Origin of the sequence: Paenibacillus sp. LHD-117 (genome assembly GCF_030929555.1) — a bacterium.
GTDB lineage: Bacteria > Bacillota > Bacilli > Paenibacillales > Paenibacillaceae > Pristimantibacillus.
Genome location: NZ_JAVFVT010000006.1, coordinates 126863 through 153571, shown reverse-complemented (window position 1 = coordinate 153571; position 26709 = coordinate 126863). Strand labels below are relative to the sequence as shown.

The window sequence follows — 26709 nt, the reverse complement described above, 5'->3', positions numbered from 1 at the left end:
AGCAACGTACAAGCTCCGCATTTGTCACGACCTGCATAGGATGGAATACCACAGGTGATGAAGATGCGGAAGGGGTGCGGAGAGATGAACAGGCGCACGATCAGAATTATTTCGCTTGTATTGTATGTGTTATTCGTTGTCGTGCTGACACTCAGCTCCATCCATCATTGGAGGGGCTGACGGAACGCCGGGCACAAGCGAAAGGGTTATCTCCGCATTCAAGAAACGGGACTGGGGAGATAACCCTTATTTGCGTTTGCGATATTCCTTGGGAACGATGCCCTTGCTCTCGCGGAACACGCGCGAGAACGTGTTGTAGGAGCCGTAGCCGACCTCGAGCGCGATTTCGGATACGCTCATTTCGGTCGAGACGAGCAGGCTGCAAGCGTGCCGAATGCGCAGGTCATGGAGGAAATGCAAGAAGTTCTGCCCGGTCGTCTCTTTGATCACTTCGCTGATGCGGGAGACACTCAGGCTGAACCTCTCCGCAAGCTCCGACAAGGTTAAGTCGTCTTGATAATGCTGATGGATATAATGGATGATCGGCCAGACGGACGAATGTTTGCCTAAGCTGGACCGGTGCGGCTGTACCGTCTCTCTGCCGTTTCGGGCGGTTTGCTCCTGCGTGCGGCGATGCCGGTCGAATCGGACGAGAATTTCTTTTAGCCGGAGCTGGAGCATCGTGTGGCGCCAAGGCTCGCCGCCTCGGTATTCGCCGTACATGTCATGCAAGAGCTGGAGCATCCGCTCATGTTCTTCGCCGGCGAGCTGAATGAAGGAAGGCGCGCCACCCGCGTCGATGAGTCCCAGCATCCTTTCCTGCAAGGAAGCTTCCATCAAAAGATCCATGCCGAACATGCAGTTATAGAGGACGAGCTTGCTTCCGGGATCGGTATAGATCTGATGAACCTGATAGGGAAGCACGAACGTGAACGTACCCGGTTTCATCGGATGCAGCGCTTCGTTGATCGTTTCGGAACCGGTGCCTTCCACGACGTACGAGAATTCCAGAAAATCGTGGCGATGCGCGCGGAAGCCTGATTGAAGCGTATTGAGGCTAATATGGAGCGGGCTCGCGGTATCCATGTTCGGGTACGTTTTGAGGTAATCGGGAAAGTAGGTCATGGCAATATCTCAGCCTCCGAAAAAATGAGATGTTTATCGAAAAAGAGGGACGAATTTCGTCTCTCGCTATTTTATCATAAAGGGCAAACGGGTAGGTAAGCGATCTCATTGCGAGAGTATATGATTTGCATTAACTAGGAGGATGGATCATGACCACAGGCAAAATCAGAATCGGCATCATCGGCGCCGGCAACATCGGGGGCGTGCACGCGAAGGAATTCTCCGCGCTGTCTGAGCAATGCGAAATTACGGCGATCACGGACGCGTATTTGCCGCTGGCGAAGGAGAAGGCCGCGACATACGGCATCGCGAACGTCGTCGAGACGCCGGAGGCGCTCATCGACCGGGAGGATGTGGACGCGGTCATTATCGGCGTGCCGAACCAGCATCACGCGCCGCTTGCCATACGGGCGATCGAGGCAGGCAAGCATGTGCTGCTGGAGAAGCCGATGGGTATCAATAGTGATGCGGCCCGCCGCATTTACGATGCAAGCCGCAAGTCGGACAGCATCGTCATGATCGGCCATCAGATGCGATTCGAATCCGTGCCGATGCAGATCAAGGAACAGGTTGAGCGCGGCGAGCTCGGCCGGATCTATACGGCGAAGACGGGTTGGTTCAGACGCAAGGGCATACCGGGCTGGGGTACGTGGTTCACGCGGATGGATCAATCCGGCGGCGGTCCGCTTATCGATATCGGCGTGCACATGCTGGATCTCGCGCTTTACTTGATGGGCAATCCGAAGCCGGTGTCGGTCTACGGCGCGACGTACGCGGAGTTCGGGCCGAAGCGCAAGGGTATCGGCACTTGGGGCAAACCGAATTGGGACGGCGTCTATGACGTCGAAGACTTGGCTACTGCGCTGATCAAAATGGAGGATGGCAGCACCTTGTCGCTCGAAGTGAGCTGGGCGGTCCATATGGATACGGACAACGCGCCGTTCGTCCACCTCATGGGCTCCGAAGGCGGCGCCAGCTACAAGGGCGCATCCGGCAAGCTGCTGACGGAGAAGTTCGACCGCGCGATCGAAACGTCGCTCTCGAAGCCGGAGTCGGATGAGGGTGAACGCAATCGCCTAAGCCGCCACTTCCTTGCTTGTATCCGCGAAGGCAAACAGCCGATCACGTCGGCGCTCACGGGTTACACCAACAATCTTATTCTGGACGCGATATACGAATCTTCCAGAACCGGCAATGAAGTGAAGCTGAACTGGGATCTGTAACCGATCGAATATTCGTAAAAAAATTTCACAGACGGAGGAATCGCCATGTTGAGAGGTTTAACCGGCGCCGGTCTCGGCGCATTGGAGAATCAGCGCCAGCTTATCGAGCTGGCGGGTCGTTACGGCTTTCAAGCCGTGGATACGGATGCGTTATCGCTCGTGAAGGAGTACGGCGTCGAAGGCGCCAAGGATTTGCTCGCCGTTAACGGCGTCGTGATCGGCTCCATCGGTCTGCCGGTCGAGTGGAGAGGCACGGATGAGAATTTCCTGCAAGGCTTGGAAGGGCTTGCCGCGTCCGCGGCCGCGGCGAAAGCGCTCGGCTGCACGCGCTGCTGCACCTACATTCTGCCGTCCACCGACGAGAAATCCGCGCCGTTCATGGCCGCGGCGACGCGCAGGCTGCGCCTATGCGCGCAAGTGCTTGGCGCTTACGGCATTTCGCTCGGGCTGGAGTTCGTCGGTCCGCACCACTTGCGCACGCGCTGGGCGAATCCGTTCATCTGGACGCTGCAGGAAACGCTGGATTGGATCGACGCGATCGGCGAGCCGAACGTAGGCCTGCTGTTCGACGCGTACCACTGGTATACGAACGGCCTCGCGGTCTCCGACATCGAAAGGCTTCGTCCGGAACAGATCGTGCACGTGCACATTAACGACGCGAAGGATGTCCCGGTCGAGGAAGCGCTCGACAACGGCCGCGTCTATCCGGGCGAAGGCGTCATCGACCTGAAAGGATTTCTGCAAGGACTCCGGAACATCGGCTACCGTGGACCGGTTTCGCAGGAAATTTTGGCGGCCGAAGCGCCTGCCGGCACGCCCGAAGAACTGGCGGCCAGGTCCAAAGCGGCGTTCGACCTCGTGTTCTCGGCAGCTGGGCTTTAAACGCGTAACCAATCGGATAACAAATCAAAACGGTCTCCCCGGCATCGTAGCCGGGGAGGTTTTTTATCGTGCTGGAGAATCGCGCAAGGTAATATTGACCCCGTAAAGGATAAGACTGCCTCATTGGAACTCTATTGCAACACTCGTATGATAAGAGGGAAATGATTGTTATCGCTCTTTGAATCCTGTTATTTTTTTGAGCTCGTGAAAACGCTAACATCGAATCGATTGTGGACGGATGAGCTTTTACAAGACTAGACATATGGAAGAGTAGAGGTGATGCGGGGAGCATAAAAGCGGGAAAGTGTTGTCAGGCCGCATATGAGGGGTTCATCACTATGTTTTAAAGAGTTATGGGATCTCTTCAAAACCTAATTACATTATTTATGGAGGAAATTTAAGAATGATAAAAAGACGGTTATTAGCATCTTTACTTGTGACAGCGATGCTACTTACTTTGTTTTCTCCGCTTATGACAGTCAGCGCGGCATGGGGAGATGACGTAAATCTTTTGACCGTAAATGCAGGTGCAGATGGAAATACGGCGACAGCGACAAATGCGCCGGACGGACAGACAGCGTGGAAGTTGAACACTGGAACCTCAAAGAACGGGGGTCCTTGGGATAACCTCTTCACGCCGAGTGTGTCGCCTCAAAGGGATTTATCCGCTTACAGGGACGGCTACTTCGCCTTCGAGATGTACATTCCAAATGAGAGTTTTAAAAATATGCAAGGAAATAACTGGCTCGTCATCGTAAGCAACAGTAATCCCGCTGGCGACAAGTTTAACAGCGATTCTCGTCTCCAACTTAATGTAAGCGGGGTCATAAATGCAGCGGTGGGCACATGGGCGACGGTCTATACGAATTTATCGTCGACAAGTACCGTAGCCGGGAATTTCAATGACGCCTGGCTAGACCAAGTTACCAGACTGGCCATGCATCTGCAATGGGGTACGAGTGTCCCTAGCACCGACGTTTTCATCAAAAACCCGCGTTTCCAGAAAAGTACGTTAGGCGTTCCGATTTCACCGTCAACGGTTCCTGCGCTTGACGTAGCATCAAAAACAGTAACCGCGAATGCACCTGCTAGCGGGCAAGCTGTGGAATTCGCAATAAGCGAGGATGGGATCGCTCCCGCATCCGGTTGGGTAGATGGCATTCATAACGATAATGTTTATACGCATCAATTTGCCGCATTACCTTCAGCAGACACCTACTACGTATTCGCGCGCGCGAAAGCAGACAGCAGTTACAACTTCGTCGGCGCATCTTCAAGAATAACTGTCACGTCTATTGGCGAACAAACATTGGTAGACGAGGCGGCGGCGTCTCTGACATGGGATACGATTAAAGGCAGCAATCTTTCGAATAACGATGTGAAATCACAGCTTAGTCTTCCGACGGCAATTGGAACAACGAACGTAGCATGGTCTTCGGACAATGCGGCAATAAGCGCCACCGGAAGCGTAAATCGTTTATTGAATAGAGAAGTAGACAAAACCGTCATACTCACGGCGACAATAACGAAGGGTACTGCAAGTGCTACGCAAACTTTTACGGTGACGGTGAAAGCCGTGCCGGCGGCGGTCAACGCCCGTGCTGCGACGTATTTCCCTAATATAGAAGAGGGAACGATCAACACGGTTGCGCCGGATGGGAATCAAGCGGTTAAATTGGGTGCTGGAAAAATAGGTGCCGGCGCCGAACGGATTTGGAATGCCGCTAGCGGCAGTCAGGATTTATTAGGTTACGCGAATCAATATTTTGTTTTTGATATGTATGTGACTCATGCGGACCTTCTAAATTTAAATGGCAATAACTGGATAGCCGTGGCGGCTGGCGGCAACAATCTTGACACCAACTCGCGACTTAACCTGAATGCTAACGAAATCAGAAATGGCCATGTCAATGAATGGATGACGGTATATGCGCAATTATCGACAGCCAATTCTCCGAATGGTTTCAATCCCGTTCATTTGGACACGGTACAGGATATGAGATTACAAATGCAATGGGCTTCGGTGCCCCAAGGCGATATCTATATCAAGAACCCGCGTTTCCAGAATACCGTGGATTCGCCGAAACCTATTCCCGCAGCTGTTGAAACAACCGACAACGTTACGCTATCGTCAGCGGCGCCGGCGAACGGTCAGGCTGTGCAGTTCGCGATCAACACGACCGGCAGCGCTCCCGCAGCCGGCGATTGGACGACGGGTACGCTGGGTACAGGCGTGTATGCTGCGACATTTACAAAACCGGCCGGCAACACCTATTATACATTCGCACGAACGGCTCAAAATACGCAGTATCCTTTCGCAGGAACGCATACAAGAGTTAAAGTAGAGCATATTGACGACAGTCAAGCCATAGCGGACGCGGCAGCTCATCTGACATGGGACACGATCAGGAATGCGAATGCGAATCAATCCGGCGTAAGAACGGCGTTGACTCTTCCGACAACAGGCGCGAACGATACGGCTATCGAATGGTCGGCTGTACCTGCAGGTATCATAGATACCGCAACTGGCAATGCAACTCGTGACCATAGTGAAGACAAAGCCGTTACCCTTACGGCGACAATAACCAAAGGTAATGCAACACCTGTTACTAAAACTTTTAATTTGACAGTAGCCAGTACGGCTAACGAGCTTGCCGAAGTGTTCATTGACTTCAACGATGCGAACACGTTTGCTCCATCCGGCGACAATGGAAAGCTTCTGGGCAATGGCATAGACATCAGCCTGAACGGAGACAACAGCCCGGTAGCGCGCGTTACGCAAAGCGGCGTGGACGCCGTGCAGGTTGGCGACTTTATGTACGTCATTGTAGACGACCCTCTACTCGAGCAAGTGAACAAGGTCGAATTAGAAGTGAAATACTGGAGACCGAGCGCAACCGGCGGCATTTCGTTGCACTATAACACCATCTATCCCGGTAATTTCTCTGGGTATGAGGCGTATAGACAAGCGAACATTCCGGCGGCGGGAAGCGGCAACTCTTGGGTAACTTCAAAGGTTGTGCTTAACGGAGTTAATTTCGCGATAGGCGCGCAAAATCAAGGCGCGCACTTCCGTTTGGCTACAGCCGGATCAATCATTCAGAGCATACGAATAACCGAAATTCCTCCAACGGATGCAGAAGCGATACAGCTTGCTTCGGACGCTTTGACTTGGGACGCGATCAAGGGCACGAATACAAGACAAGATCTGGTTGAAACCGATTTGACTCTTGCTGAGGCTGGTTCGGCGAGTACGAACATTGTGTGGACATCTACCAATAACACGGTTATAAACAGCGACACCGGCGCAGTAGCTCGTCAACAAGCCAATGAAGCCGTAACCCTCACGGCGACAATAAGCAAAGGTACGGCTACATCGGTCGTTAAAACATTCCATATCGTCGTTCGCGGTACAGGTACCGGAACCGACGAGGATGCGGTAAATTATATGTTGAACAAACTGACATGGGATTTAATCAAAGGCGTGAATGCTTCTGAGGCTGACGGCGGTATGGATAATGTGACGACGAACCTGGTTCTTCCATCGATGGGTGAGAACATGACGGATATTACATGGACGACATCCGCCGCTACCCTCATAACCGCTGCAGGCGTTATACCGACAAACCGTCCGGACGGCGGCGGTGAAGTAACGCTTACGGCCACGGTAAAAAGAGGTCCGGTTGCCGCTCCTGTAACCGAGACTAAAACGTTTGTGCTGACAGTTCCGGACAGATATGATTACACAAACCACATGAGAACGGCAATCGCTCAGGAACACGACGCAAAAGATTGGGCGATATCCGACTTTAACGTACTCGCTTTCGGTGCGAAAACAGAAGAGATGGCAGAAGACGAAGGCTTAGTAAATTTCGATAACAGAGAGGCCTTCCAAGCGGCGATTGACGCGGCTTATCATGACGGCGGCGGCGTAGTCTATATTCCGGCGGGAACCTATGCGTTCCGTACGGAAACGACCGGCACAATCAACGTTCGAAGCACGACGGGCAGTACAACCTACGAATATAAACAAGTGTTGAATTTGCGGGCAGGCGTACAGCTCCGCGGCGAATGGGATAACCCGGATGCGGAGGATTACGACGACAAAATCGACGGAACCATACTCGCAGTATATGCCGGAAAAGGTACCGACAATTATGACACGTATGTCGACTCCGACGAGCGTGAAAATCAGACAGGCGGGAAAAAGGTAGCTAACGTGTCCGATCGATTTATCGATATGGAACAAGGCACGGGTGTATCTAACCTTTCGGTATGGTATCCCGAGCAGGATCTTACGGCCGAGACCGTTGTTGAAGTGAGGGGCGCGGATGGTCAGAAGACAGGACAATTTGAGACGATTAATGGAATTCCGTATCCGTGGACGTTCTATCAACGAACCGGAAACAGCGCAACGCTTGATAGCGTTACTCTTGTTAACGCTTGGGGAGGATTCATCTCCCTGCCGAGCGAAATGCATTATGTTGTGAACAGCAATATGACGGCTCTCTACAAGGGCATCGTGGTTCACACATGTACAGACATCGGACGGATCGAGGACGTCAACATGGACCCGAAATACTGGGCGAATTCAGGACTTGACGGCGCGCCGACTCTTTCGGAAGCGAGAGCGTACACAAGAGCGAACGCTACCGGATTTATGATGCATCGTTCCGACTGGGAGTATGTTTCGGGTTTATACGTTTCCGGATATAAGACGGGGATGTGGATCGGAAGAGAACCCGGCGGCGACGAAGCTCCGAATGCGCAGTTCTACGGAATAAAGATAGAAGACAGTCAAACGGGTGTATATATTGACAACGTCAACGGTTTCGGTCTGCTGATCTCGAATTCGGAATTCGGCGGCGACACTGCCGTATATTTCAACGAACGTTTCAATACTTCTGTTCAATTCAATGGAGTTGCATTCAAAGGTCCGATTGTAAGCAACGCCAGAGGCGGAGTGATCTCCTTCGAGGATAGCACGTTCGACGAGTATGACGATTTCGCGCTGAACTTCCTGGGTAGGGGCAACGCATTAGTCAGTCAGAGCAACTTCAAACAGGCAAACAAACATGCCAATCTCGGAGCCAACTTCGGGACGTTCAAATCGGTAAATTCCGGTTATAACCTTAACATCGAGAGCGCTGATCTTGCCGCGCATATCGATAACCTTAACCTTGACGTTGATGGTGGCGGTAATAACACCACGGTGCAGATCGTTAATGACGTTGAATATTTGTTTGAACCTATTCCGAAAGACGTAAAAACAGATATTGACGTACATCCGAGACCGACATCAAACGCAGTGCTTAGACTTGACTTCCCGCGCTCGTTAACAAGCAACGCGCCGACCGTGGATATATCCGCCAAATTGCAGGAAGCTCTTGACTATATGAAACAGAATCACGGCGGCGGCACGATCTATTTACCTGGTGGAAGATATAAACTGGATAATCCTGTAATCATTCCCGAAGGTGTTGAACTCAGAGGAACATGGGACGTACAGCACCATACGCAAGGCGGCGGCACGGCGATATTCACGACTTACACCGGCGGCGCTCAGGGAGAAAACGGAGCTTCTCTTATTCAGCTTAAGGCAAACGCGGGGCTCAGAGGACTTACCATTACGCAAGCGAATCTAACCAGCGTCAACCTTAACAATCCCGACCAGACGCTAAAAACTCCGTTCTTGGTACAAGGACAAGGTGCAGGCGTATATGCAATCAACTTAACGATCCCGATCGGGGATAAAGGCATAGACCTTGCTTCCTATCCAACCGACGGTCACTATGTCGATTATTTAGGCGGCACGCTCCTGAGAGCAGGCATCTGGGTCGGAGGAGGCGCGGAAGGCGGATTTATCAGAAATATGCAATTCAATCCGCATTACGCTTTGAGACTTCCGGGAGGTCAAGGATATTCGGCACCTTCAGGCGATTTGTATGGATTCGTACAAAGATACAGCAGTGCGCTCAAATTCTCCGATGTGGAAGACCAGACGATTTTCAACAATTTCGTGTTCGGTTCGGTATACGGCATACACTTCCTGAAAAGAGACTTGGGGAACGGCGAATTCGCATACCCCGGAAAAATGACGATGATCGGTCACGGTTCGGACGGAACCACGTACGCTCTCTATGTGGAAGATGCGGACGAACACACCGAAATCATCGCGATCAACTCGGAATTGGTTAATACGAACATCGCGACGGAGCCGAATAGAGCGTATGTCAAAATGGGCGAAGTTGCTAATACCGAAAAAATCCATCCCGACGCTGAACTTGTCCTGTACAACAGCGCGTTCTGGGGAAGCCCGACCACAGCAGGAGCGGTAGTATATAACGGTAACGTTCGTTTCCAGCAAGCAAACTTCACTCAGCTGCCCGGCAACAATCCTGGTATAGATGTCTACGGCGGTAAAGCGCATGTATACTCCTCTTACTTCCAGCCGTCAAAGGACGGTCAGAATAATAATGTGTATGCCATGTTGCGCGAGGGCGGCACATCGATCGAACTTAGCAACAATTATTTCGCAGCCGGTATGAGAAACAGCACCCCAGTGGGCAACCCGTACGGAATTTACGGTGCGGATTTACTGGCGGAACCGTTTGTATTCAATCTAACCGAAAACGGAGATCAGCGACAAATCAATTTTAAGTATAATGTTGGAGGAAGAGTCTCTGCACCCGGGACATTAACAATTGCTTCCCCGGCGGCTTATGCCGAAGATTTCACTCCCGTTAAATTTGACGCGCTTGCGGCAGGCGAATCCGTCTCCGTAGATTTACCGTATTATGTTGCAGGTCTGATCACATTCGAGCTTCATCTCGAAGACGGAAATGCATACGCCTATACGGCAAAATTTGATGCGGCTTACGCTGAAAAGGTAAGCTCTGCCGGCTCGGAAAATCCGGCAAAGAGTGCCGCAACTCCGGCATATGTAATGGATACGGAAGATTATGTAACTGCGGGAACGTGGGATAGTCCGCAAGACCTCGGCGTAAAATCGCGTTTCGCATGGGACGACAACAATCTATATGCTTACATTGTCGTGACAGACGACGTGCACTTCAATAGCCAAACCGGGGGAAATATATGGAGAGAGGACAATTTGCAGTTAGGCATCGATTTGCGCAATCCTGTAGCCGACAGCACGACGCGGAATGAATTGGGATTCACGCTCACCAATGATTACGAAGTTATCGTATGGGCTTGGGCTCGTCCTACAGGCGCCAATGCGCCGACTGCACCGATCGCGGATATAGAGGCCATGATTACGAGAGATGAAGATACAAAAACGACGATTTACGATTTGAAGATTCCGTTTAATACCGTTCTTCATAATCCGGCATCGGCGCTTGCGAACGGAAGAATCGGAATATCAACAATGCTCAATGAAAATGACGGCTCGCATGAATCTGACGGCGCTAGAGCCACATTTGAAGTTGTAGGCGGACACTTAAAGAGTTCAAATCTATTTACAGACTTATATCTGTTAAGCGCAGGCGAATACAATGAAAGGCTTGAAGCATCGGCAAGCGCTGCCGTTGATCATGCTCTCGCGTCTGAATCGGCTGCCGATATCGCTATGGCTCGCAACTTTGTCGCTATTATGGCAGACGGTGCAGTCAAGACGGATCTTCAGAACCGAATTGATGCGATCGCCGCGCCGGGAAATCCGAGCAATCCAGGGACCGTTTGGGTACCGCCAACTACAGTTATTAATGTAGATAGCAGCGGAAACGTAACGGTTAGCTCGACGCCAAAGATAAATGACTCATCCAATATTGCACAAACCACCTTGTCCCAAAACGAGATTGAACATGCATTCGGACGCGCAACCGGCGAGTCTAAACGGATTAATATGAAACTATCCAGCATTGATAATGCGAAAGGTTACGCATTAGGACTTCCGACCTCCTGGTTCAAGGGAGAATCCGACAGATCGGTCGCTATCGAAACGTCGTTAGGCACGGTTGTCATGTCGAACGACATGTTGAACGCAGCTCAATTGAAGGGAGCTGGAAATACTGTAACCATCGTTGTTCGCCAAGCGGATAAGAGCGGATGGAGTGGGCAGCTAATCGATGAAATCGGCGATCGTCCGGTATTGGATCTGCTGGTCATGTTTGACAACAAAGTAGTAGCGTGGAGCAATAGCGAAGCGCCAGTTACAATCATGGTGCCGTATACACCGACGGCATCGGAGAAACAAAATGCCGATCAGCTTGTTGTCTGGTACGTAGACGCTGAAGGCAACGTAACGCCTGTTCCTAACGGCAGATACGACAGCGCAACTGGTCAAATTGTGTTCCAAACTTCGCACTTCAGTCATTATGCAGTCGCATATGCGGCGCCTAAGTTCAGCGACTTGGGACGTGTAGCTTGGGCAGCCAATGCAATCGAAGCGTTGGCGGCTAGAGGCGTAGTTGAAGGTACGTCGGCAACGACCTTCGATCCAGGGACTGCAATCAGCAGAGGGGAATTCCTCGCCCAATTGATCAGACTCCTTGAGCTTGACGCTGAATTTACTGAGAACTTTGCCGATGTGAAAGCAAGCTCGCCTTATTACAAAGAGCTTGGAATCGGCCGCGCGCTTGGCATTGTTAAAGGCGTTGGTGGAAACAAGTTCTTGCCTGATGCGGAAATCAGCAGAGAAGATGTTGCCGCAATCATTAAGCGTGCGCTTGATCAATGGCAGAACAAGCTGCCGGAAGTATCGTCCAAGTCAATCGACGATTTCAAGGACGGCGCGAAGGCAGCGTCCTATGCAAGAGAAGGCTTGGCCTATCTGCTTAGCGTCGGTTTACTCCAAGGAAATAGTAACAACACCTTAAATCCGAAGGGCAACCTGACTCGCGCAGAAGCAGCGGTTATCTTGTATCGAATCTATACGCAATCACACTAAGAAATTTAGAGAAGAAGCCAGGGAGCGCTCCCTGGCTTCTTCTTTACTTCTGATTCTAAGATTCTGAGATGAGGTGCAACGGTTACTAGACGCTCGAATAGCTGCATAGTTGCATTTCGATCAGGTTTGCAGGAAATGATGTTAATAATTTACAACTTTTATAAACGTCGTTTTGTGGGATAAGGTGGGGCGATTGAACAAATAATGAACGGGAAGGAAGGATAGGGATCGGTGTCTGGCGACGATGAAGCCGGCGTCCGTCCTTGAAGGAGGAAACAGCATTGGCGTCCAACGGATCAAAAACTCCAAAACCAAGTTCTGGCTCGAACAAAAATGCAAACGCTAGCCGCTATCAGAAAATGTCCATGTCGCCAAAAGAGTACCAAACCTACGCCAAGGGGAAAGAACCGCCGCGTTCCGTGTTTGGCAATTGCGTGAAGGCTTTCCTCGTCGGCGGCTTCATCTGCGTCGTCGGACAAGTGATCATGGAGCTGTTCATGCATCTGATGGACATGTCGCCCGAGCAGGCAGGCAACCCGACCGTTGCCGTGCTTATTTTGATTTCCGTTATTTTGACAAGCTTGGGCGTATACGACAAGCTGGCCCAGTTCGCGGGAGCGGGCTCGGCGGTCCCGGTGACGGGATTCGCCAATTCGATGTGCTCGGCGGCGCTCGAGCATCGAAGCGAAGGACTCGTTCTCGGCGTCGGCGGTAACATGTTCAAGCTGGCGGGAGCCGTCATCGTGTACGGTACCGTCGCTGCTTTCTTCGTCGGCATCGCGCATCTCATCCTGGGTACCGGAGGCCAGTAACATGCTAAAAGGCAAACAGACCTGGTGGTTCGAGAACAAACCGGTCATCATCGGGGCGGCGACGGTCGTAGGTCCCGACGAAGGAGACGGTCCGCTTGCCGCCGACTTCGACCTGGTCCATCCGGAGCTCGACATGCAGCAAAAGAGCTGGGAGAAAGCCGAGCGGCTGCTGCTCGAGCAAGCCTCCGAATTCGCGATCCAGAAGGCGGGGCTCGAGCGGGGCGACGTGCAGTTCTACATCGGCGGAGATTTGATGAACCAAATCATAAGCAACAGCTTCGCCGCAAGAACGATTGGAGCGCCGTACATCGGCGTGTTCGGCGCTTGCTCGACGTCCATGGAGACGCTGGCGCTGGCGTCACAGCTCGTGGACAGCGGCGCCGCGACCCATGTGCTCGCGGGCACCTGCAGCCATAACTGCACGGCGGAGAAGCAATTCCGCTACCCGACCGAATACGGCTCACAGAAGCCTCCGACCGCGCAATATACGGTCACGGGGGCAGGGGCCGCGCTAGTGGCGGCAAGCGGGACCGGGCCGGTCGTCGAATGCGCGACGATCGGCAAGGTCGTCGACCTTGGCATCACCGACCCGTTCAACATGGGCGCGGCGATGGCGCCCGCGGCGGTCGATACGATTCAGGCGCATTTCGACGACACGGGCCGCTCGCCGGGAGACTACGACCTGATCGTGACGGGCGACCTGGCGGGCGTCGGCCATCCGATCGCCAAGGACCTGCTCCTGCAGGACGGCGTGCCGATGGACAACACTGTATTCGGCGACTGCGGTTTAATGGTGTACGACGTGCAGAAACAGAAGGTGCAGGCCGGCGGCAGCGGCTGCGGCTGCTCCGCGGTCGTCACGTACGGCCATTTGCTGAAACGGCTGGCCAAAGGCGAGCTAAAGCGCATCCTTGTCGTTGCGACCGGCGCGCTGCTTTCCCCGCTGTCGTTCCAGCAAGGGGAAAGCATCCCTTGCATCGCCCATGCGGTAGCGATCGCTGCCGGAAAGGAGGCGCAGCCATGATATTCCTCTGGGCATTCCTCGTCGGGGGCGCCATATGCGTGCTTGGGCAGTTGATGTTCGACGTGCTCAAGCTGACTCCCGCGCATACGATGGCGACGCTTGTCGTCATCGGAGCCATCTTCGACGGGTTCAATCTTTATGAGCCGCTTGTCAAGTTCGCGGGCGCGGGGGCAACGGTCCCGATTACGAGCTTCGGCAACGCGCTCGTGCACGGCGCGCTTACGGAGCTGCACTCCCAAGGCTGGATCGGCGTCATATCGGGCATTTTCAAAGTGACGAGCGCAGGCGTTTCGGCCGCGATCATTTTCTCGTTCCTCGCGGCGCTGATCATCCGGCCGAAGGGGTAATCGAAACGATTGGAGAATCCTGTAGGATTCTCCAATTTTTTTTGGATGCCTTCCGATTTGTGCGAGGGAATGGAGTGCTGTAAAATAGTACTATTAGCGACTATTTTCATACTTCATTTTCCGGGAGGTCATTCATCATGGAAATTCGTTCCGACGATATGCAATTATGCTCTTCGATTCTAGCTAATCTGAACTCTTGTATCCTGGGGAAAAACGAGGAAATCGAAAGATTGCTAGTCGCGGTGCTGGCCGGCGGTCACGTCCTGCTGGAAGATGTGCCCGGCACGGGCAAGACGCAGCTCGTGAAAGCGCTCGCGAGATCCATCGGCGGCCAGTTCCGACGCATCCAGTGCAATCCTGATTTGCTCCCTACCGATATCACGGGCGTTTCTATCTATCATCCGAAGCAAGAGACTTTCATGTTCCGTCCGGGTCCCGTGATGACGAATATATTGCTCGCCGACGAGATTAACCGCGCCACGACCAAGACGCAATCCGCGCTCCTCGAGGCGATGGAGGAAGGCCACGTGACGGTGGACGGCGATACGTACGAGCTGCCCCAGCCGTTCATCCTGCTCGCGACACAGAACCCGATCGAGTTCGAAGGCACGTACACGCTGCCCGAAGCCCAGCTCGATCGGTTTATGATGAAGCTGTCGCTTGGCTACCCTAGCGAAGCGGACGAGCAGCAGATGATTGCCGGCAACCGCGGCATCCAGCCTTCGGAAGGCATTCAGCCCGTCCTGGAGGCCGGGGACATCGCGTTTATCCAGCAGCAGGTGCTGCAGGTGCATATCGACGAGGCGGTCGGCAAATATTTGGTCAGCCTGATCCGGAGCACGCGCTCTCATCCGCAGGTGCTGCTCGGTGCCAGCCCGCGCGCGACCATCGCGCTGACGCGAGCGGCCAAGGCGAGCGCCTACCTGAATCAACGCAAGTACGTGACCCCGGACGACATCAAGTCGCTGGCGCCGTACGTGCTTTCGCACCGGTTATTGCTTCGTACGGAAGCCCGCATGAACGGCCTGAGGGCGGACAACGTGATCGAGCAGGTGCTCCAATCGACCAAAGTGCCGGTACGGCTCGAGCGATAACCGATGAAAGAGAGGAAGCAGCAGCGTTTCCGAAAGCCGTTCATCGTTGCCGTCTATGCTTGCAGCTTATTCTACTTTTTGTTCCAGGGGGGCAAGACGTCCCTCATGCTCTTTATTATTCTTAATTTATTGCTGGTGTATTTGCTTCTAGGCCGCTATAGCGGCATAACGAGCGTGAAAGGCGGCAGGACCCATGGCCTTCACGGCTCGCCGTCCCAACCCGATACGCTCACGGCCGGCAGCGCGCTGGACGTGAACGTCGACGTCCGCATTCCCGGCTATTATCCGCTGCCGTACGTGATCGTCCGCGATAGCTTCGTCCGCCATGACGGCAGGCGCTTCCAATTCGAGACGTCCTTCGTACCGAACTGGAAGCGAAGCGGTTCGATTAGCTACCGCACGCCTCCGCTCGCGAGGGGCGAATACCGATTCGCGCAGACGGAATGTTTGGCGTACGACGTTTTCGGATTGTTCGAGCATTCCGGCAGCTTCGCGTCGGAATCGGTCTTCAGCGTGCTGCCGCAGACGATTCCGCTTCGGCAATGGAGCGGCTTCCAGCGAGGAATTCGCGGTCCCTATTCCCATGCGTCCGCTTCGCGCTCGGCCAAAGAGACGACACAGATCAACGGCGTTCGCGAATACCATTACGGCGACCGGCTGTCGCGCGTACACTGGAACGCCACCGCCAAGACGGGCGAATGGAAGTCCAAAGCGTTCGAGCGGGAATCGCTTCCCCGGACGCTGCTCATTCTGGATCGCCATTTGCCGGCTTACGGGGATTCGCCGGAACGCTTCGAGCTGGCCGTATCCGTCGCCGCTTCGTTCATGGAGCATGGCCTCAAGGAAGATACCGCGATGGGCTTGCTGTCGGCAGGCGATAAAGTGACGATGCTTCCGCCGCGCTCGGGCATGGAGCAGCGCAGCACGGCGATGAAACATCTCACTTTCGTAAACGCAGACGCCCCAAATCGCGTTTACGATTCGATGACGAGGTCCGAATCGATGATCGAACCGGGCGCATTCGCGCTACTCGTGACCGCGGAGACCGGAAGCCAGCTGATCCGCAGCATGGAATGGCTCTCGCGCAAGGGCGTCACGCCTTGCCTGATCCATATCGGCGCCTCCGATGCGGCGATAAGCGGCAATGTCGCCTGGAAGGGCCTCATTCGCGGCAGAGGCTGGCAGCTGTACGAAGTGAAGCAACTGCAGGATCTGCCTGCCGCCCTCGAAGGGAGCGTGACCGCATGAAGAAGCTCGCATCCGCCGTCGGCTCCTACTTGGGCAACGCCTGGTACGAGCGGTTCGTCTCCTTATTCGTCGGCGTCATTCTTATGGCATGCTTGACCGTTTTCGATTCGTATTGGTGGCCCGAAAGCTTCACGGTCGCCTATTCTACCTTGATCGCGGCGATCATGATCGACATTATCCTCCCGCATCGGCTGAGAATGTTTCGTTGGTCGCTGCAGCTGATCGCCGCCGTCTGGCTCACTTTCCGCTTCGCGCGGAAGGAATGGGAGATCGCCGCCCCGATCGGCCGGGAGGAATGGGGCTGGTGGCTGGAGCAGCAGCTTGCTCAGCTGCATCCGTTCATCTGGATCAGCCTGGCGCTGCTCGGGCTGCATCTATTATTCAGTACGTGGGCGACGACGCGCCCAAGGCTGTTCGGCATCGTCGGCGCGGCGCTGCTCGTCTTGACGGTAGCGGATTCTTTTACGCCGATCTGGTTATGGGACGATGTGGCCGTCGTGGTGTTCACCGGTCTGTTCTGGCTCGTGGTGAACCATCTGAGGAAGCTGCAGCTCGCCCATCCGGACAGCTGGAAGGCGTTGTTCGAATATCCGATCGGACTCATCACGCCGACGATCATCGTGCTGGCGATTCTAGTCCTGATCGGCACGAACGTTCCGTCCATCGCTCCGATTCTGCAGGATCCGTATACGATCTGGAAAAATGCGCAAGGCGAAGAAGTGAAGGTGTTCCTGGGCGAAAAAGCGATACAGTCGAACGACACGCCGCTGAGCAACGGCAACGCCAGCTCCGGCTACAGCCGCGAAGACGGCCAGCTCGGCGGCGGCTTCGATTACGACTTCTCGCCGATGATGACGGTATCCACCTCCCAACGCAGCTACTGGCGCGGGGAATCGAAGGCAAGCTACACCGGTCTGGGCTGGGAAGATTCGGATGACGGGAATGCCTCTTCGCTTCAGCGCGTGACCAAAGGCAACTCTTTGGACGAAACAATCGACAGATCGAAGGCCGAGACGGTAGAAGTCAGCCAGATCGTGTCGCTCATCCGCCAGGACGTATATCCGGTTCTGTTCGGGGCCGCTCCGGTATCCAAAGTAAACTGGATCAACGAAGAGGAAAGCGAATTCTCGCCAAGGCTGGTGAGTTGGTTTCCGGATGAGTGGGAGCTTCTCTGGAGGGACTCGGAAAGTTACCCGGCTTCCTATTCGATCACGTCGACGGTCACCGTCCTGAACGAAGAAGGGTTGAAGGGCGCGGAAGCTTCCTTCGACGATCAACAATTGCAGCGAATGTACACGGAGCTGCCGGACACGCTGCCGAACCGGGTCCGAGAGCTCGCGGAGGAGGTCTCGTCGGGCGGAGCCAGCGATTACGAGAAAGCCCGGTTGATCGAGGAATATTTGCGAACCAACTTCGTTTACAATAACAAACCGGATCTTTCCAAGCTAACCGGAGAGAGCAACGACTTCGTCGACCAGTTTCTGTTCGAACTGAAGGAAGGGTATTGTGATTACTTCTCCTCGGCTATGGCCGTTCTGGCCCGAAGCCTCGACATGCCCGCACGCTGGGTGAAGGGTTTCGCGCCGGGCGTATTGCCCGCCGACCGCTACGGTCCGGGCGAGATGCTGGAAGGGGAGGATTTTAATCCTTCCGGCGCGGGCATGTATACCGTCCGCAACTCGGACGCCCACTCGTGGGTGGAAATTTATTTCGAGGGTTATGGCTGGATTTCGTTCGAGGCGACTGCCGGCTTCTCCTTCCCTTACATGATGCCGCAGGAAGAAGACGCGCCGCTTCCGTCGACCTCTCCGACTGAGCAAGAGCCTATGACCGGCACGGAGAAAACCGGTAGCACGGATAGCAGCATCTGGCAGATCGTTGCCCTTTCGGTGATCGTCGCCGGAGCGGCGTTGTGGCTGATTGTTCGCCGTCGCGACATTCCGGTCATGTGGAACAAGCTGAGAGGCCGTTCGTATTCGGCGAACGAGCAGATCGTCGTTGAGACGAACAAGCTGCTTCGCCAGTGCCAGAAGCGCGGCCTGCGCCGCGAGGAGCACGAGACGCTGCGCGAAGCGATCATGAGATGGTCGAAGTATCAGTCGCGATTGGGCGATGACTTCCGCTACGTTCTCGATAGCTTCGAGCACGCAAAGTACAGCCAAGTCGCCGTCACGCGCGAAGAAGCGGAGCGTTTCGCCGGGAAGGTGCGTTACCTAATCGGCGAATTGAAGTAATTTCGCACTTTTTTCTTCCTAATAATAGACCGCTCGCCAGTTCCGCTGGAGAGCGGTATTTTTTTGCAACAAATTCGGATTGTATGGTATAGTTTCGTAAGATAGCAGGGAGAAAGAAGAGGGATAACAGGATGTTCGAAAGGCTTCTTCCGAATATGAGGGTCAATTCGGTATACGAAATCGACTTGGAGGTGCTCGCCGCCCAAGGGATGCGGGGCATCATTACGGACCTTGACAATACGCTCGTCGGCGCCAAAGAGCCGCTCGCCACGCCGGAGCTCGTGCTCTGGCTGGACAAAGTTCGGAGCGCGGGCTTCAGCGTCGTCATCGTGTCCAATAATAACGAAACAAGGGTAGGCAACTTCGCCGCTCCGCTCGACATTCCGTTCGTTCACGCCGCACGCAAGCCAACCCAAGGCGCGTTCCGCAAGGCGCTTGCGATACTTGGCCTCGAAGCCAAGCAGACGGTCATGATTGGCGATCAGATGATGACGGATGTCCTTGGAGGCAACCGAATGGGGCTTTATACGATTCTGGTAGCTCCGATCTCGCCCGCGGACGAAGGCGTCATGACACTGTTCAACCGCCGGCTCGAGCGAATCGCGCTCGCCAGGCTGCGCAAACGCGGATTGTGGTACGAGGAGGAGACGAAGTGAAAGACCTACAGCTTAGAGAACAAGCGTCGTCTTGCGCCGGCTGCGGCGTAACGCTGCAGACGGACAACCCGGAGAAGCCGGGATACTTGCCCGAGACGTCGCTCCAGCGCGATCCGGTCATCTGCCAACGCTGTTTCCGGATCAAACATTATAATGAAGCATCTTCCGTGGCGCTCGATCAGGACGACTTCCTGCGGCTGCTCGGAAGCATCGGCTCGACGGACAGTTTGGTCGTCCATATCGTCGACCTGTACGATTTTGAAGGAAGCTTGATCTCGGGGCTTCAGCGGTTCGTCGGCAATAATCCCGTGCTGCTGGTCGTCAACAAGATCGACCTGCTTCCGAAGGGCATGAACGTAAACCGGATCCGCAACTGGGTGCAGCGCGCGGCCAAAGCGCAAGGCTTGCGCACGGTCGACGTTATCCTGTGCAGCGCGAAACGCAACATGGGCTTCGAGCATGTCATCGACGCGCTCGAGCAATACCGCGGCAACCGCGACGTTTATGTCGTAGGCGCGACGAATGTCGGCAAGTCCACGCTCATTAACCGTCTTATTCGCGATTACAGCGATATGGAACGCGAGCTGACGACTTCCCGTTACCCGGGGACGACGCTTGATGCGGTATACATCCCGCTTGAAGACGGCAAATCGATTATCGACACGCCCGGCATCGTCTATTCCAGCCGCATGACCGAGGTCGTGCCGCGCAGCTTCCTCGGGTCGCTGCTTCCAGACAAGCCGATCAAGCCGCTCGTGTATCAATTAAACGAGAAGCAGACGCTGTTTATCGGCAGTCTGGCTCGTTTCGACTTCGTGGAAGGCGAACGACAATCGTTTACGCTGTACATCTCCAATGCGCTGCACGTGCACCGCACGAAGCTGGAACGCGCGGACGAGCTGTACGACGAGCATAAGGGAGAGCTGCTTGGCGCCCCTACGCGGGAAGAGCTGGCTTCCATTCCGGAGTGGACGAGGCATTCGCTTCGCGTAAGACAGGGAGAGAAGCAGGACGTGTTCATTGCGGGGCTCGGCTGGATTCAAGCGAACGGTATGCGCGGAGCGCTCATCGACGTGTATGCGCCGAAGGGCGTTAAAGTTATGCTTCGCGATTCGATGATTTAAGTCCCGTTCAGTGGAAATGCTGATGAAAGTAGGGGAAACGCTGTGGCAGAGCATGGGGGAAATCAGGTTGTGGACAGCCATACGGTATTGTATGGCGTAATCGGGGATCCGATCCGGCATTCCAAGTCGCCGATCATGATGAATCGGGCGTTCCGGGAAACGGGCATTAACGGGGTATACGCGGCGTTCCACATTACTTCGGAGACGCTGCCGGCATTCGTCGAAGGGGTTCGCGCGATGGGCATTCGAGGCGTGAACGTCACGATTCCGCATAAGCTTCAAATTATGGAGCTTGTCGACGAGATCGACGCAGGCGCGCTCGCTATCGGCGCCGTCAACACGATCGTCAACGATAACGGAAAACTCGTCGGCTACAATACCGACGGCATAGGCTATGTGCGATCCTTGAAGGAAGAAGCGGAGCCGGACCTCGCGGGCAAGCGGATCGTAGTAATCGGAGCAGGCGGCGCATCTAGAGGGATCGTTTACGCGTTGCTTCGGGAGAAGCCGGATTCCGTCGCGATCGCGAACCGGACGGTGGAGCGGGCGGAGGAGCTGGCTGAATCGCTTGGAGGCGCAACCGCCGGATTAACGGCAATACCGAACGAGAAGCTACGGGATTGGTGCGGCGATGCGGATATCGTCATTAATACGACATCGGTAGGCATGTACCCGAACGTCGGGCTGTCGCCGATCGAAGCGGGCTGGATGAAGCCGGGCGCGGTCGCGAGCGATTTGATTTACAATCCGCTGAGGACGGAGTTCCTGCTTCAGGCCGAAGCGAGCGGCTGCAGGACGCACGGCGGGCTTGGCATGTTCATTTACCAAGGGGCGTACGCGTTCGAATATTGGACGGGACAAGCCGCCCCGGTCGAGGCGATGAGGGAGACCGTTTTGGCCTCGCTGCAAGTTTAACAAAACGTTAGGAACAATAGACGAATGACGTAGCATCGTGCGTCGATTACGCGTATTCGTATACGAAAGAAGGAAGTTTACACATGTTGACTGGAAAACAAAAAAGACATTTGCGCGCCATGGCGCATCATCTGCAGCCGATCTTCCAGGTTGGCAAAGGCGGCACGAACGACCACCTCGTTCGACATATTTCCGAGGCGCTGGAGACGCGCGAGCTTATCAAAGTATCCGTGCTGAACAATTGCCTGGATGATCCGAGGGAAATCGGCGCGGAAGTATCCGAGGGCGCCGGCGCCGAGCTTGTGCAGGTTATCGGCAAAACTATCGTGCTGTACAAGGAATCAAAGGATCACAAGACGATCGTATTGCCTTAAATGACGAGTTCAAAAGGTATAGGGAGTGGATGGCGTGATTAGGGTAGGCATCATGGGCGGAACGTTCGATCCGATCCACATCGGCCATCTTATCGCAGCCGAGACGGCGCTCGAGGCTTGCGGGCTAGACGAAGTATGGTTCATTCCGACCGCTACTCCGCCGCTCAAGGAGCATGCGCCCGGCGAGCGGGCAGACGATCGCCTCGAGATGGTCTCTGCGGCCATTGCCGGGCACGACCGGTTCCGGGTGCTCGACATCGAGCTGCGCCGCGGCGGAGTCAGCTATTCGATCGATACGGTCAAGTCGCTCAGAGAACTTTACCCGGATCATTCGTTCGCGTATATTATCGGTTCCGACCGGATCAACGATCTGCCGGAATGGCATTCGATTGGGGAGCTCGCGGAGCTCGTGACGTTCATCGGCCTCGCACGGCCGGGAACGGAGGCGCGTCCGGGGCTGCTGCCGGATGAGCTGCGCTGCCGCCTGACGTTCGCGGACATGCCGGCGATCGGCATTTCGTCTACGGATCTTCGCGAACGGCTCTCGCAAGGCGGCTCGATCCGATATCTGGTACCGGACGCCGTCTACGCAATGATAAGGAGGCATGGCTGGTATGGATCGACAACGGATGATCGATAAGGTGCGATCGGAAATGCCGGAGCGGCGATGGCTGCATACGGAAGGCGTCATGGCGACGTCCATCGTTCTCGCGAACCGATACGACGAAGATCCCGCGCGAGCGGAGCTGGCCGCCATTCTTCACGATGTTGCCAAGTTTTGGGCGGTTGACCGCCAAGCGGCGATCATTCGCGACAACGGGCTGCCAATCGATGTGCTCGGCTACGACAAGGAGCTATGGCATGCGCCCGTCGGCGCGTGGGTGGCCGAGCATGAATACGGCGTCACGGATAAAGGCGTGTTGGATGCCATCCGTTACCATACTTCGGGCCGCCATGCGATGACGAAGCTGGACAAAATCGTCTGGCTCGCGGATTATATCGAGCCGGGCAGGGATTTCCCTGGTGTGGATGCCATCCGGGCGCTCAGCGAGCAAAGCCTGGAACACGCGATACTGGCCGGTCTTGACGGGACGATCGGATTCCTGATCGCCAAGGGCAAGCGGATCTATCCGCTGACCGTCGACGCCCGCAATGGGTTAATCGAGGAGCTATCGGGGAAGTAATGAGAATACAGAGCTTACGAAGATGCGTTTGCTCCGCAAACGCTAAGTTTACGCTTACGAAGATGCGTTTGCTCCGCAAACGCTAAGTTTACGCTTACGATGATGCGTTTGCTCCGCAAACGCTAAGTTTACACTTACGAAGATGCGTTTGCTCCGCAAACGCTTAGGGAGGTTAATGGATGGCAGTACAGTCCGATGCATTGGTAAAAATCGCGGTAGATGCCGCTGATGATAAAAAAGCCGTGGACGTGATCGCGCTTAACTTGAAGGAAGTATCGCTCGTTGCGGATTATTTCGTGATCTGCAGCGGCAATTCGGATACGCAAGTGCAGGCGATCGCGACGGAAGTGCGCAAGCAAGCCGAGAAACTCGGCGCCAGGGTACGTGGTCTGGAAGGCATGGATACGGCGAGATGGGTGCTGATCGACCTTGGCGACGTCATCGTGCACGTATTCCATCGCGATGAGCGCGAGTATTACAGCCTTGAACGGCTCTGGTCGGACGCGAAGGTCGTGGAATTCGCATGACGTTGACCGCTGGCACGAGGCAGACGCTGCGAATCGCGCGGGAAGTGTCGCCTTATGGCTACTTCCTGAGCGACGGAGAATCGGAGGTTCTGCTCCATTATACCGAGCTGATCGGCTCCAAGCCGCATGTCGGCGATGAAGTCGACGTATTCATCTATTACGATTCCGAGGATCGCATCGCGGCAACGATGAAAAAGCCGTTGCTGCAGCTGGGCGAGCTTGCTCGGCTTCGCGTCGTGGACGTGCATCCGAAGCTGGGTTGCTTCTTGGAGATGGGACTCGGCCGGCATCTGCTGCTGCCGCTCTCGGAGCTGCCGGAGAGCATACCGTACCGGCCGCTTCCCGGGGACGAAGTGTTCGTCACGATGCGACACGACAAGATCGGCAGGCTTGTCGCCAAGATCGCCTTCGAGGAGGAGCTGTCCCCGCTTGTATTCCAGGCTCCGGAGACGTGGAAGAACAGCTGGGTGGAAGGCTGGGTTACGAAATCGCTTCAAATGGGTTCTTTCGTCATTGTGGACGGCGGGGTCGTCGGCTTCGGCGTATACGGTCTCATTCCGAGCTCGGAGCGCACGAAACCACTCCGGCTCGGCGAAAGGGTACGCGCGCGCGTCACGTTCATCCGCGAGGACGGAAGAGTCAATCTATCGATGACCGAACGGAAGGAAGTCGGCCGGGTCGAGGACGCGGATCGCATCCTGGCGTTCTTGAAGGAACGTCCTGGCGGCGCGATGCCATATTCCGACGAGACGGAAGCGGATTTGATCAAAAAAAGGTTCGGCATCAGCAAGTCCGCCTTCAAGCGCGCGATCGGCAAGCTCATGCGCGACGGGATCGTGACGCAGAAGGGAAGCTGGACGTATTTGGCTGCCGCGCAGGAAGGCGCGAGCGCCGAAGCTGCTGAAGCCGACGACAAAGGGGCTGAGAGCAAGTGAGCGTAAGCCAATCCTACGGACAATTCGCGCTCGTCTACGATCAATTGATGGAGGACATGCCTTACGCGGACTGGCTAGGCTTCGCGAGGGAAAGCTGGTCCCGCTACGGCATGCCTTCGACCGTCGTGGATCTGGGCTGCGGAACGGGAAGCCTGTCCATCCCGCTTGCCAAGTCCGGGTTCCATGTGTACGGCATCGATTTGTCGTCCGATATGTTGTCCGTTGCGCGAAGCAAGTGGGACGAGACGCCTCAACAAGCGATAAGGCCCCGCTCGGGCACGATACGCTGGCTTCAACAGGATATGAGGGATTGGGAGCTCGCGGAGCCAGTGGATACCGTCTTGTCGTTCTGCGACTGCCTGAACTACTTGACCGAGGAAGCCGACATCGAAGCGGCGTTTCGTGCTACCCATAGAGCGCTCAAGGAAGGCGGATCCTTTTTGTTCGACATGCACCCGCCATCCCAGCTGATCCGTTACGCGGCGGAACAGCCGTTCGTGCTGGACGAGCGGGATATCGCCTACATTTGGACATGCGACTTCGAGGAGGCTCGCTGCCAAATCGAGCATAACCTGACGATCTTCGCCAAGGAACGCGATTCCCGGTTCTACCGGTTCGAAGAGACGCACCGTCAGCGGGCCTACGATCCGGATTGGATCGTATCGGCGCTGCGCCGCGCGGGCTTCCGGACGGTGGACCGCTACGCGGATTTCGAGCTGAAGCCGGCTCGCGAGGATTCCGAACGTTTGTTTTTCGCTGCTATCAAGTAACTCATATCCAATCCTAAACACTCAAATAAGCCTATCCCAGCCATCGCCATAGCAGGCAGGGAAGGCTTTTTCGCGTCTATTCGCCATATTGCGCAGTTGATGACGCCGAGCAAGAGGTGTAACCGACTATTTCCAGTTGTGGCTGTCTAATGGACCGAGCCCGTTACGCCGAACGATCAAGCGCCCCGAGACGCCAGCCGACTTTTTTGTGTCGGCCTCTTCAAAGTCGCCGGACGAATGTCGATAGATGTATGGTGGTGTTGAAACAAATCGAACCGCGCGAAGGCTGACGGGCGAATAAAGCTCCTCATTCGACAAGGCTCGCTTCCCGCTTTGCGGCCGACCTTCGCTCTTGTCATCCCGTTCCCGACGACTTGGTCTACTCCCTGAGCGCGTCCTTCAGCCTGCTGTTCATGGACGAGGCGGGCGATGATTTGCGGGCGGCGGACAGCCTCAGCTTCCGAACCTCGTCCTCCAGCTTGGCGGCTTTGGATTCCAAATCCTCTATATAGGCGAGCACGCCCGAGACGTCCATTCCGGACGCTTCCTGCATGTCCCTGAGAGCCGAACGAGCTTCGTCCGGCGTAAGTTTTGCCACGTTTTCTCCCCCCAATATAGCTATAAAATGTCACTATCCCATCATAGTCTTATCTGTTAAAATAGTCGAGCATGCCAAAAAAATAGATTAATAAGATCTCTATAATTTTCATTGACGAGACCTATATCTTGATGTAAAATCAAAAACATCAACTACATATTGATGGTTTGAGGGCTTTTGGAGATCTACCAGTGGTATATTGCAACGAAGCGCAGCTGCCCGCGAGATGGGGGCAGAAGCGCTTTTTCATTGCTAAAAATCAGTAGGGGAGCGGCGTGCGATGTTAGTCGTTTACGATTCGAAGACAGGGAATGTGAAGCGGTTCATCAACAAGTTGAATATGCGGGCGATGCCGATCGACGAGCAAGTCGAGGTGGAGGAGCCATTCGTGCTCGTCACGTATACGACGGGGTTCGGCCAGGTGCCGGACAAGGTGAACACGTTCCTGAAGACGAATCACGGCCTGCTTCGCGGCGTCTCCGCCAGCGGCAACCGGAATTGGGGCAACGGCTTCGCGAAAAGCGCGGACACGATCTCCTCGATGTACGACGTGCCGGTCATACTGAAGTTTGAATTGTCGGGAACGAGTCGGGATACGGAATATTTTGTCGAAAGGGTGCGTGCCATTGAAGCTTTTTGAGGAACTGAGCACTGATGTGAAACCAAGCGAGGCGGCAGTCGGAACGAAGCAGGCTGAAGCCAAATCCGGCGAATCGAAACAAAACG

At 54.9% G+C, this 26709-nt stretch carries 21 protein-coding genes; 19 read left to right on the top strand and 2 right to left on the bottom strand.

Annotated elements, in window-relative coordinates:
* Positions 1–246: 246 nt before the first annotated feature.
* The gene (locus RB620_RS06400) at positions 247–1125 is read right to left on the bottom strand and encodes an AraC family transcriptional regulator (RefSeq protein WP_308092827.1); all 879 of its coding nucleotides are present in this window, start codon (positions 1123–1125) and stop codon (positions 247–249) included.
* Positions 1126–1274: 149 nt separating this feature from the next.
* Between RB620_RS06400 and RB620_RS06395 the strand changes: the two genes are divergently transcribed.
* The 18 genes from RB620_RS06395 to RB620_RS06310 all read left to right on the top strand — a co-directional run bounded on the left by RB620_RS06395 (position 1275) and on the right by RB620_RS06310 (position 25385).
* The gene (locus RB620_RS06395) at positions 1275–2348 is read left to right on the top strand and encodes a Gfo/Idh/MocA family protein (protein ID WP_308092826.1); all 1074 of its coding nucleotides are present in this window, start codon (positions 1275–1277) and stop codon (positions 2346–2348) included.
* A gap of 45 nt (positions 2349–2393) precedes the next feature.
* Complete coding sequence (locus tag RB620_RS06390; RefSeq protein ID WP_308092824.1) at positions 2394–3230, top strand: sugar phosphate isomerase/epimerase family protein; 837 nt, start codon at positions 2394–2396, stop codon at positions 3228–3230.
* 727 nt (positions 3231–3957) lie between these two features.
* Positions 3958–12141: an immunoglobulin-like domain-containing protein gene (locus tag RB620_RS06385; protein ID WP_308092823.1), complete on the top strand. Its 8184-nt coding sequence runs from the start codon at positions 3958–3960 to the stop codon at positions 12139–12141.
* A 365-nt stretch (positions 12142–12506) separates the two neighbouring features.
* Positions 12507–12953: a stage V sporulation protein AC gene (spoVAC, locus tag RB620_RS06380; RefSeq protein ID WP_374121372.1), complete on the top strand. Its 447-nt coding sequence runs from the start codon at positions 12507–12509 to the stop codon at positions 12951–12953.
* Between the two features lies 1 nt (position 12954).
* Positions 12955–13977, top strand: a complete 1023-nt coding sequence (spoVAD, locus tag RB620_RS06375) for a stage V sporulation protein AD (protein ID WP_308092821.1) — start codon at positions 12955–12957, stop codon at positions 13975–13977.
* Positions 13974–14324 carry a stage V sporulation protein AE gene (gene spoVAE, locus RB620_RS06370; RefSeq protein ID WP_308092819.1) on the top strand — a complete coding sequence of 117 codons (351 nt, stop codon included), beginning with the start codon at positions 13974–13976 and terminating at the stop codon, positions 14322–14324. The genes spoVAD and spoVAE overlap by 4 nt, the downstream gene beginning before the upstream one ends.
* Positions 14325–14461: 137 nt before the next feature.
* Positions 14462–15418: an AAA family ATPase gene (locus RB620_RS06365; protein ID WP_308092817.1), complete on the top strand. Its 957-nt coding sequence runs from the start codon at positions 14462–14464 to the stop codon at positions 15416–15418.
* 3 nt (positions 15419–15421) lie between these two features.
* Complete coding sequence (locus RB620_RS06360; RefSeq protein WP_308092815.1) at positions 15422–16666, top strand: DUF58 domain-containing protein; 1245 nt, start codon at positions 15422–15424, stop codon at positions 16664–16666.
* Positions 16663–18900: a DUF4129 domain-containing transglutaminase family protein gene (locus RB620_RS06355; RefSeq protein WP_308092813.1), complete on the top strand. Its 2238-nt coding sequence runs from the start codon at positions 16663–16665 to the stop codon at positions 18898–18900. Before RB620_RS06360 ends, RB620_RS06355 begins: the two co-directional genes overlap by 4 nt.
* A 131-nt stretch (positions 18901–19031) precedes the next feature.
* A complete protein-coding gene (locus tag RB620_RS06350) occupies positions 19032–19556 on the top strand; it encodes a YqeG family HAD IIIA-type phosphatase (protein WP_308092811.1) in 525 nt (174 codons plus the stop codon).
* Positions 19553–20680: a ribosome biogenesis GTPase YqeH gene (yqeH, locus tag RB620_RS06345; RefSeq protein ID WP_308092809.1), complete on the top strand. Its 1128-nt coding sequence runs from the start codon at positions 19553–19555 to the stop codon at positions 20678–20680. Before RB620_RS06350 ends, yqeH begins: the two co-directional genes overlap by 4 nt.
* A 42-nt stretch (positions 20681–20722) precedes the next feature.
* Positions 20723–21595, top strand: a complete 873-nt coding sequence (gene aroE, locus RB620_RS06340; RefSeq protein ID WP_308092807.1) for a shikimate dehydrogenase — start codon at positions 20723–20725, stop codon at positions 21593–21595.
* An 83-nt stretch (positions 21596–21678) separates the two neighbouring features.
* Positions 21679–21969 (top strand): ribosome assembly RNA-binding protein YhbY, encoded by a 291-nt coding sequence (gene yhbY, locus RB620_RS06335; protein WP_308092805.1) that lies wholly within the window; start codon positions 21679–21681, stop codon positions 21967–21969.
* Positions 21970–22006: 37 nt separating this feature from the next.
* Complete coding sequence (gene nadD, locus RB620_RS06330) at positions 22007–22609, top strand: nicotinate-nucleotide adenylyltransferase (protein WP_308092918.1); 603 nt, start codon at positions 22007–22009, stop codon at positions 22607–22609.
* The gene (gene yqeK / locus RB620_RS06325; protein ID WP_308092803.1) at positions 22584–23153 is read left to right on the top strand and encodes a bis(5'-nucleosyl)-tetraphosphatase (symmetrical) YqeK; all 570 of its coding nucleotides are present in this window, start codon (positions 22584–22586) and stop codon (positions 23151–23153) included. The genes nadD and yqeK overlap by 26 nt, the downstream gene beginning before the upstream one ends.
* Positions 23154–23332: 179 nt before the next feature.
* Positions 23333–23680, top strand: a complete 348-nt coding sequence (rsfS, locus tag RB620_RS06320) for a ribosome silencing factor (RefSeq protein ID WP_308092801.1) — start codon at positions 23333–23335, stop codon at positions 23678–23680.
* Positions 23677–24615 carry a CvfB family protein gene (locus RB620_RS06315; protein ID WP_308092799.1) on the top strand — a complete coding sequence of 313 codons (939 nt, stop codon included), beginning with the start codon at positions 23677–23679 and terminating at the stop codon, positions 24613–24615. The genes rsfS and RB620_RS06315 overlap by 4 nt, the downstream gene beginning before the upstream one ends.
* Before the next feature lie 47 nt (positions 24616–24662).
* Positions 24663–25385 carry a class I SAM-dependent DNA methyltransferase gene (locus RB620_RS06310; RefSeq protein ID WP_308092916.1) on the top strand — a complete coding sequence of 241 codons (723 nt, stop codon included), beginning with the start codon at positions 24663–24665 and terminating at the stop codon, positions 25383–25385.
* Between the two features lie 379 nt (positions 25386–25764).
* Here RB620_RS06310 and RB620_RS06305 read toward each other — a convergent pair whose 3' ends face one another.
* Positions 25765–25983 (bottom strand): hypothetical protein, encoded by a 219-nt coding sequence (locus RB620_RS06305; protein WP_308092797.1) that lies wholly within the window; start codon positions 25981–25983, stop codon positions 25765–25767.
* Between the two features lie 280 nt (positions 25984–26263).
* On the opposite strand from RB620_RS06305, the gene nrdI reads away from it, so the two are divergent.
* A complete protein-coding gene (nrdI, locus tag RB620_RS06300) occupies positions 26264–26623 on the top strand; it encodes a class Ib ribonucleoside-diphosphate reductase assembly flavoprotein NrdI (RefSeq protein WP_308092795.1) in 360 nt (119 codons plus the stop codon).
* The last annotated feature ends 86 nt before the right edge of the window (positions 26624–26709 follow it).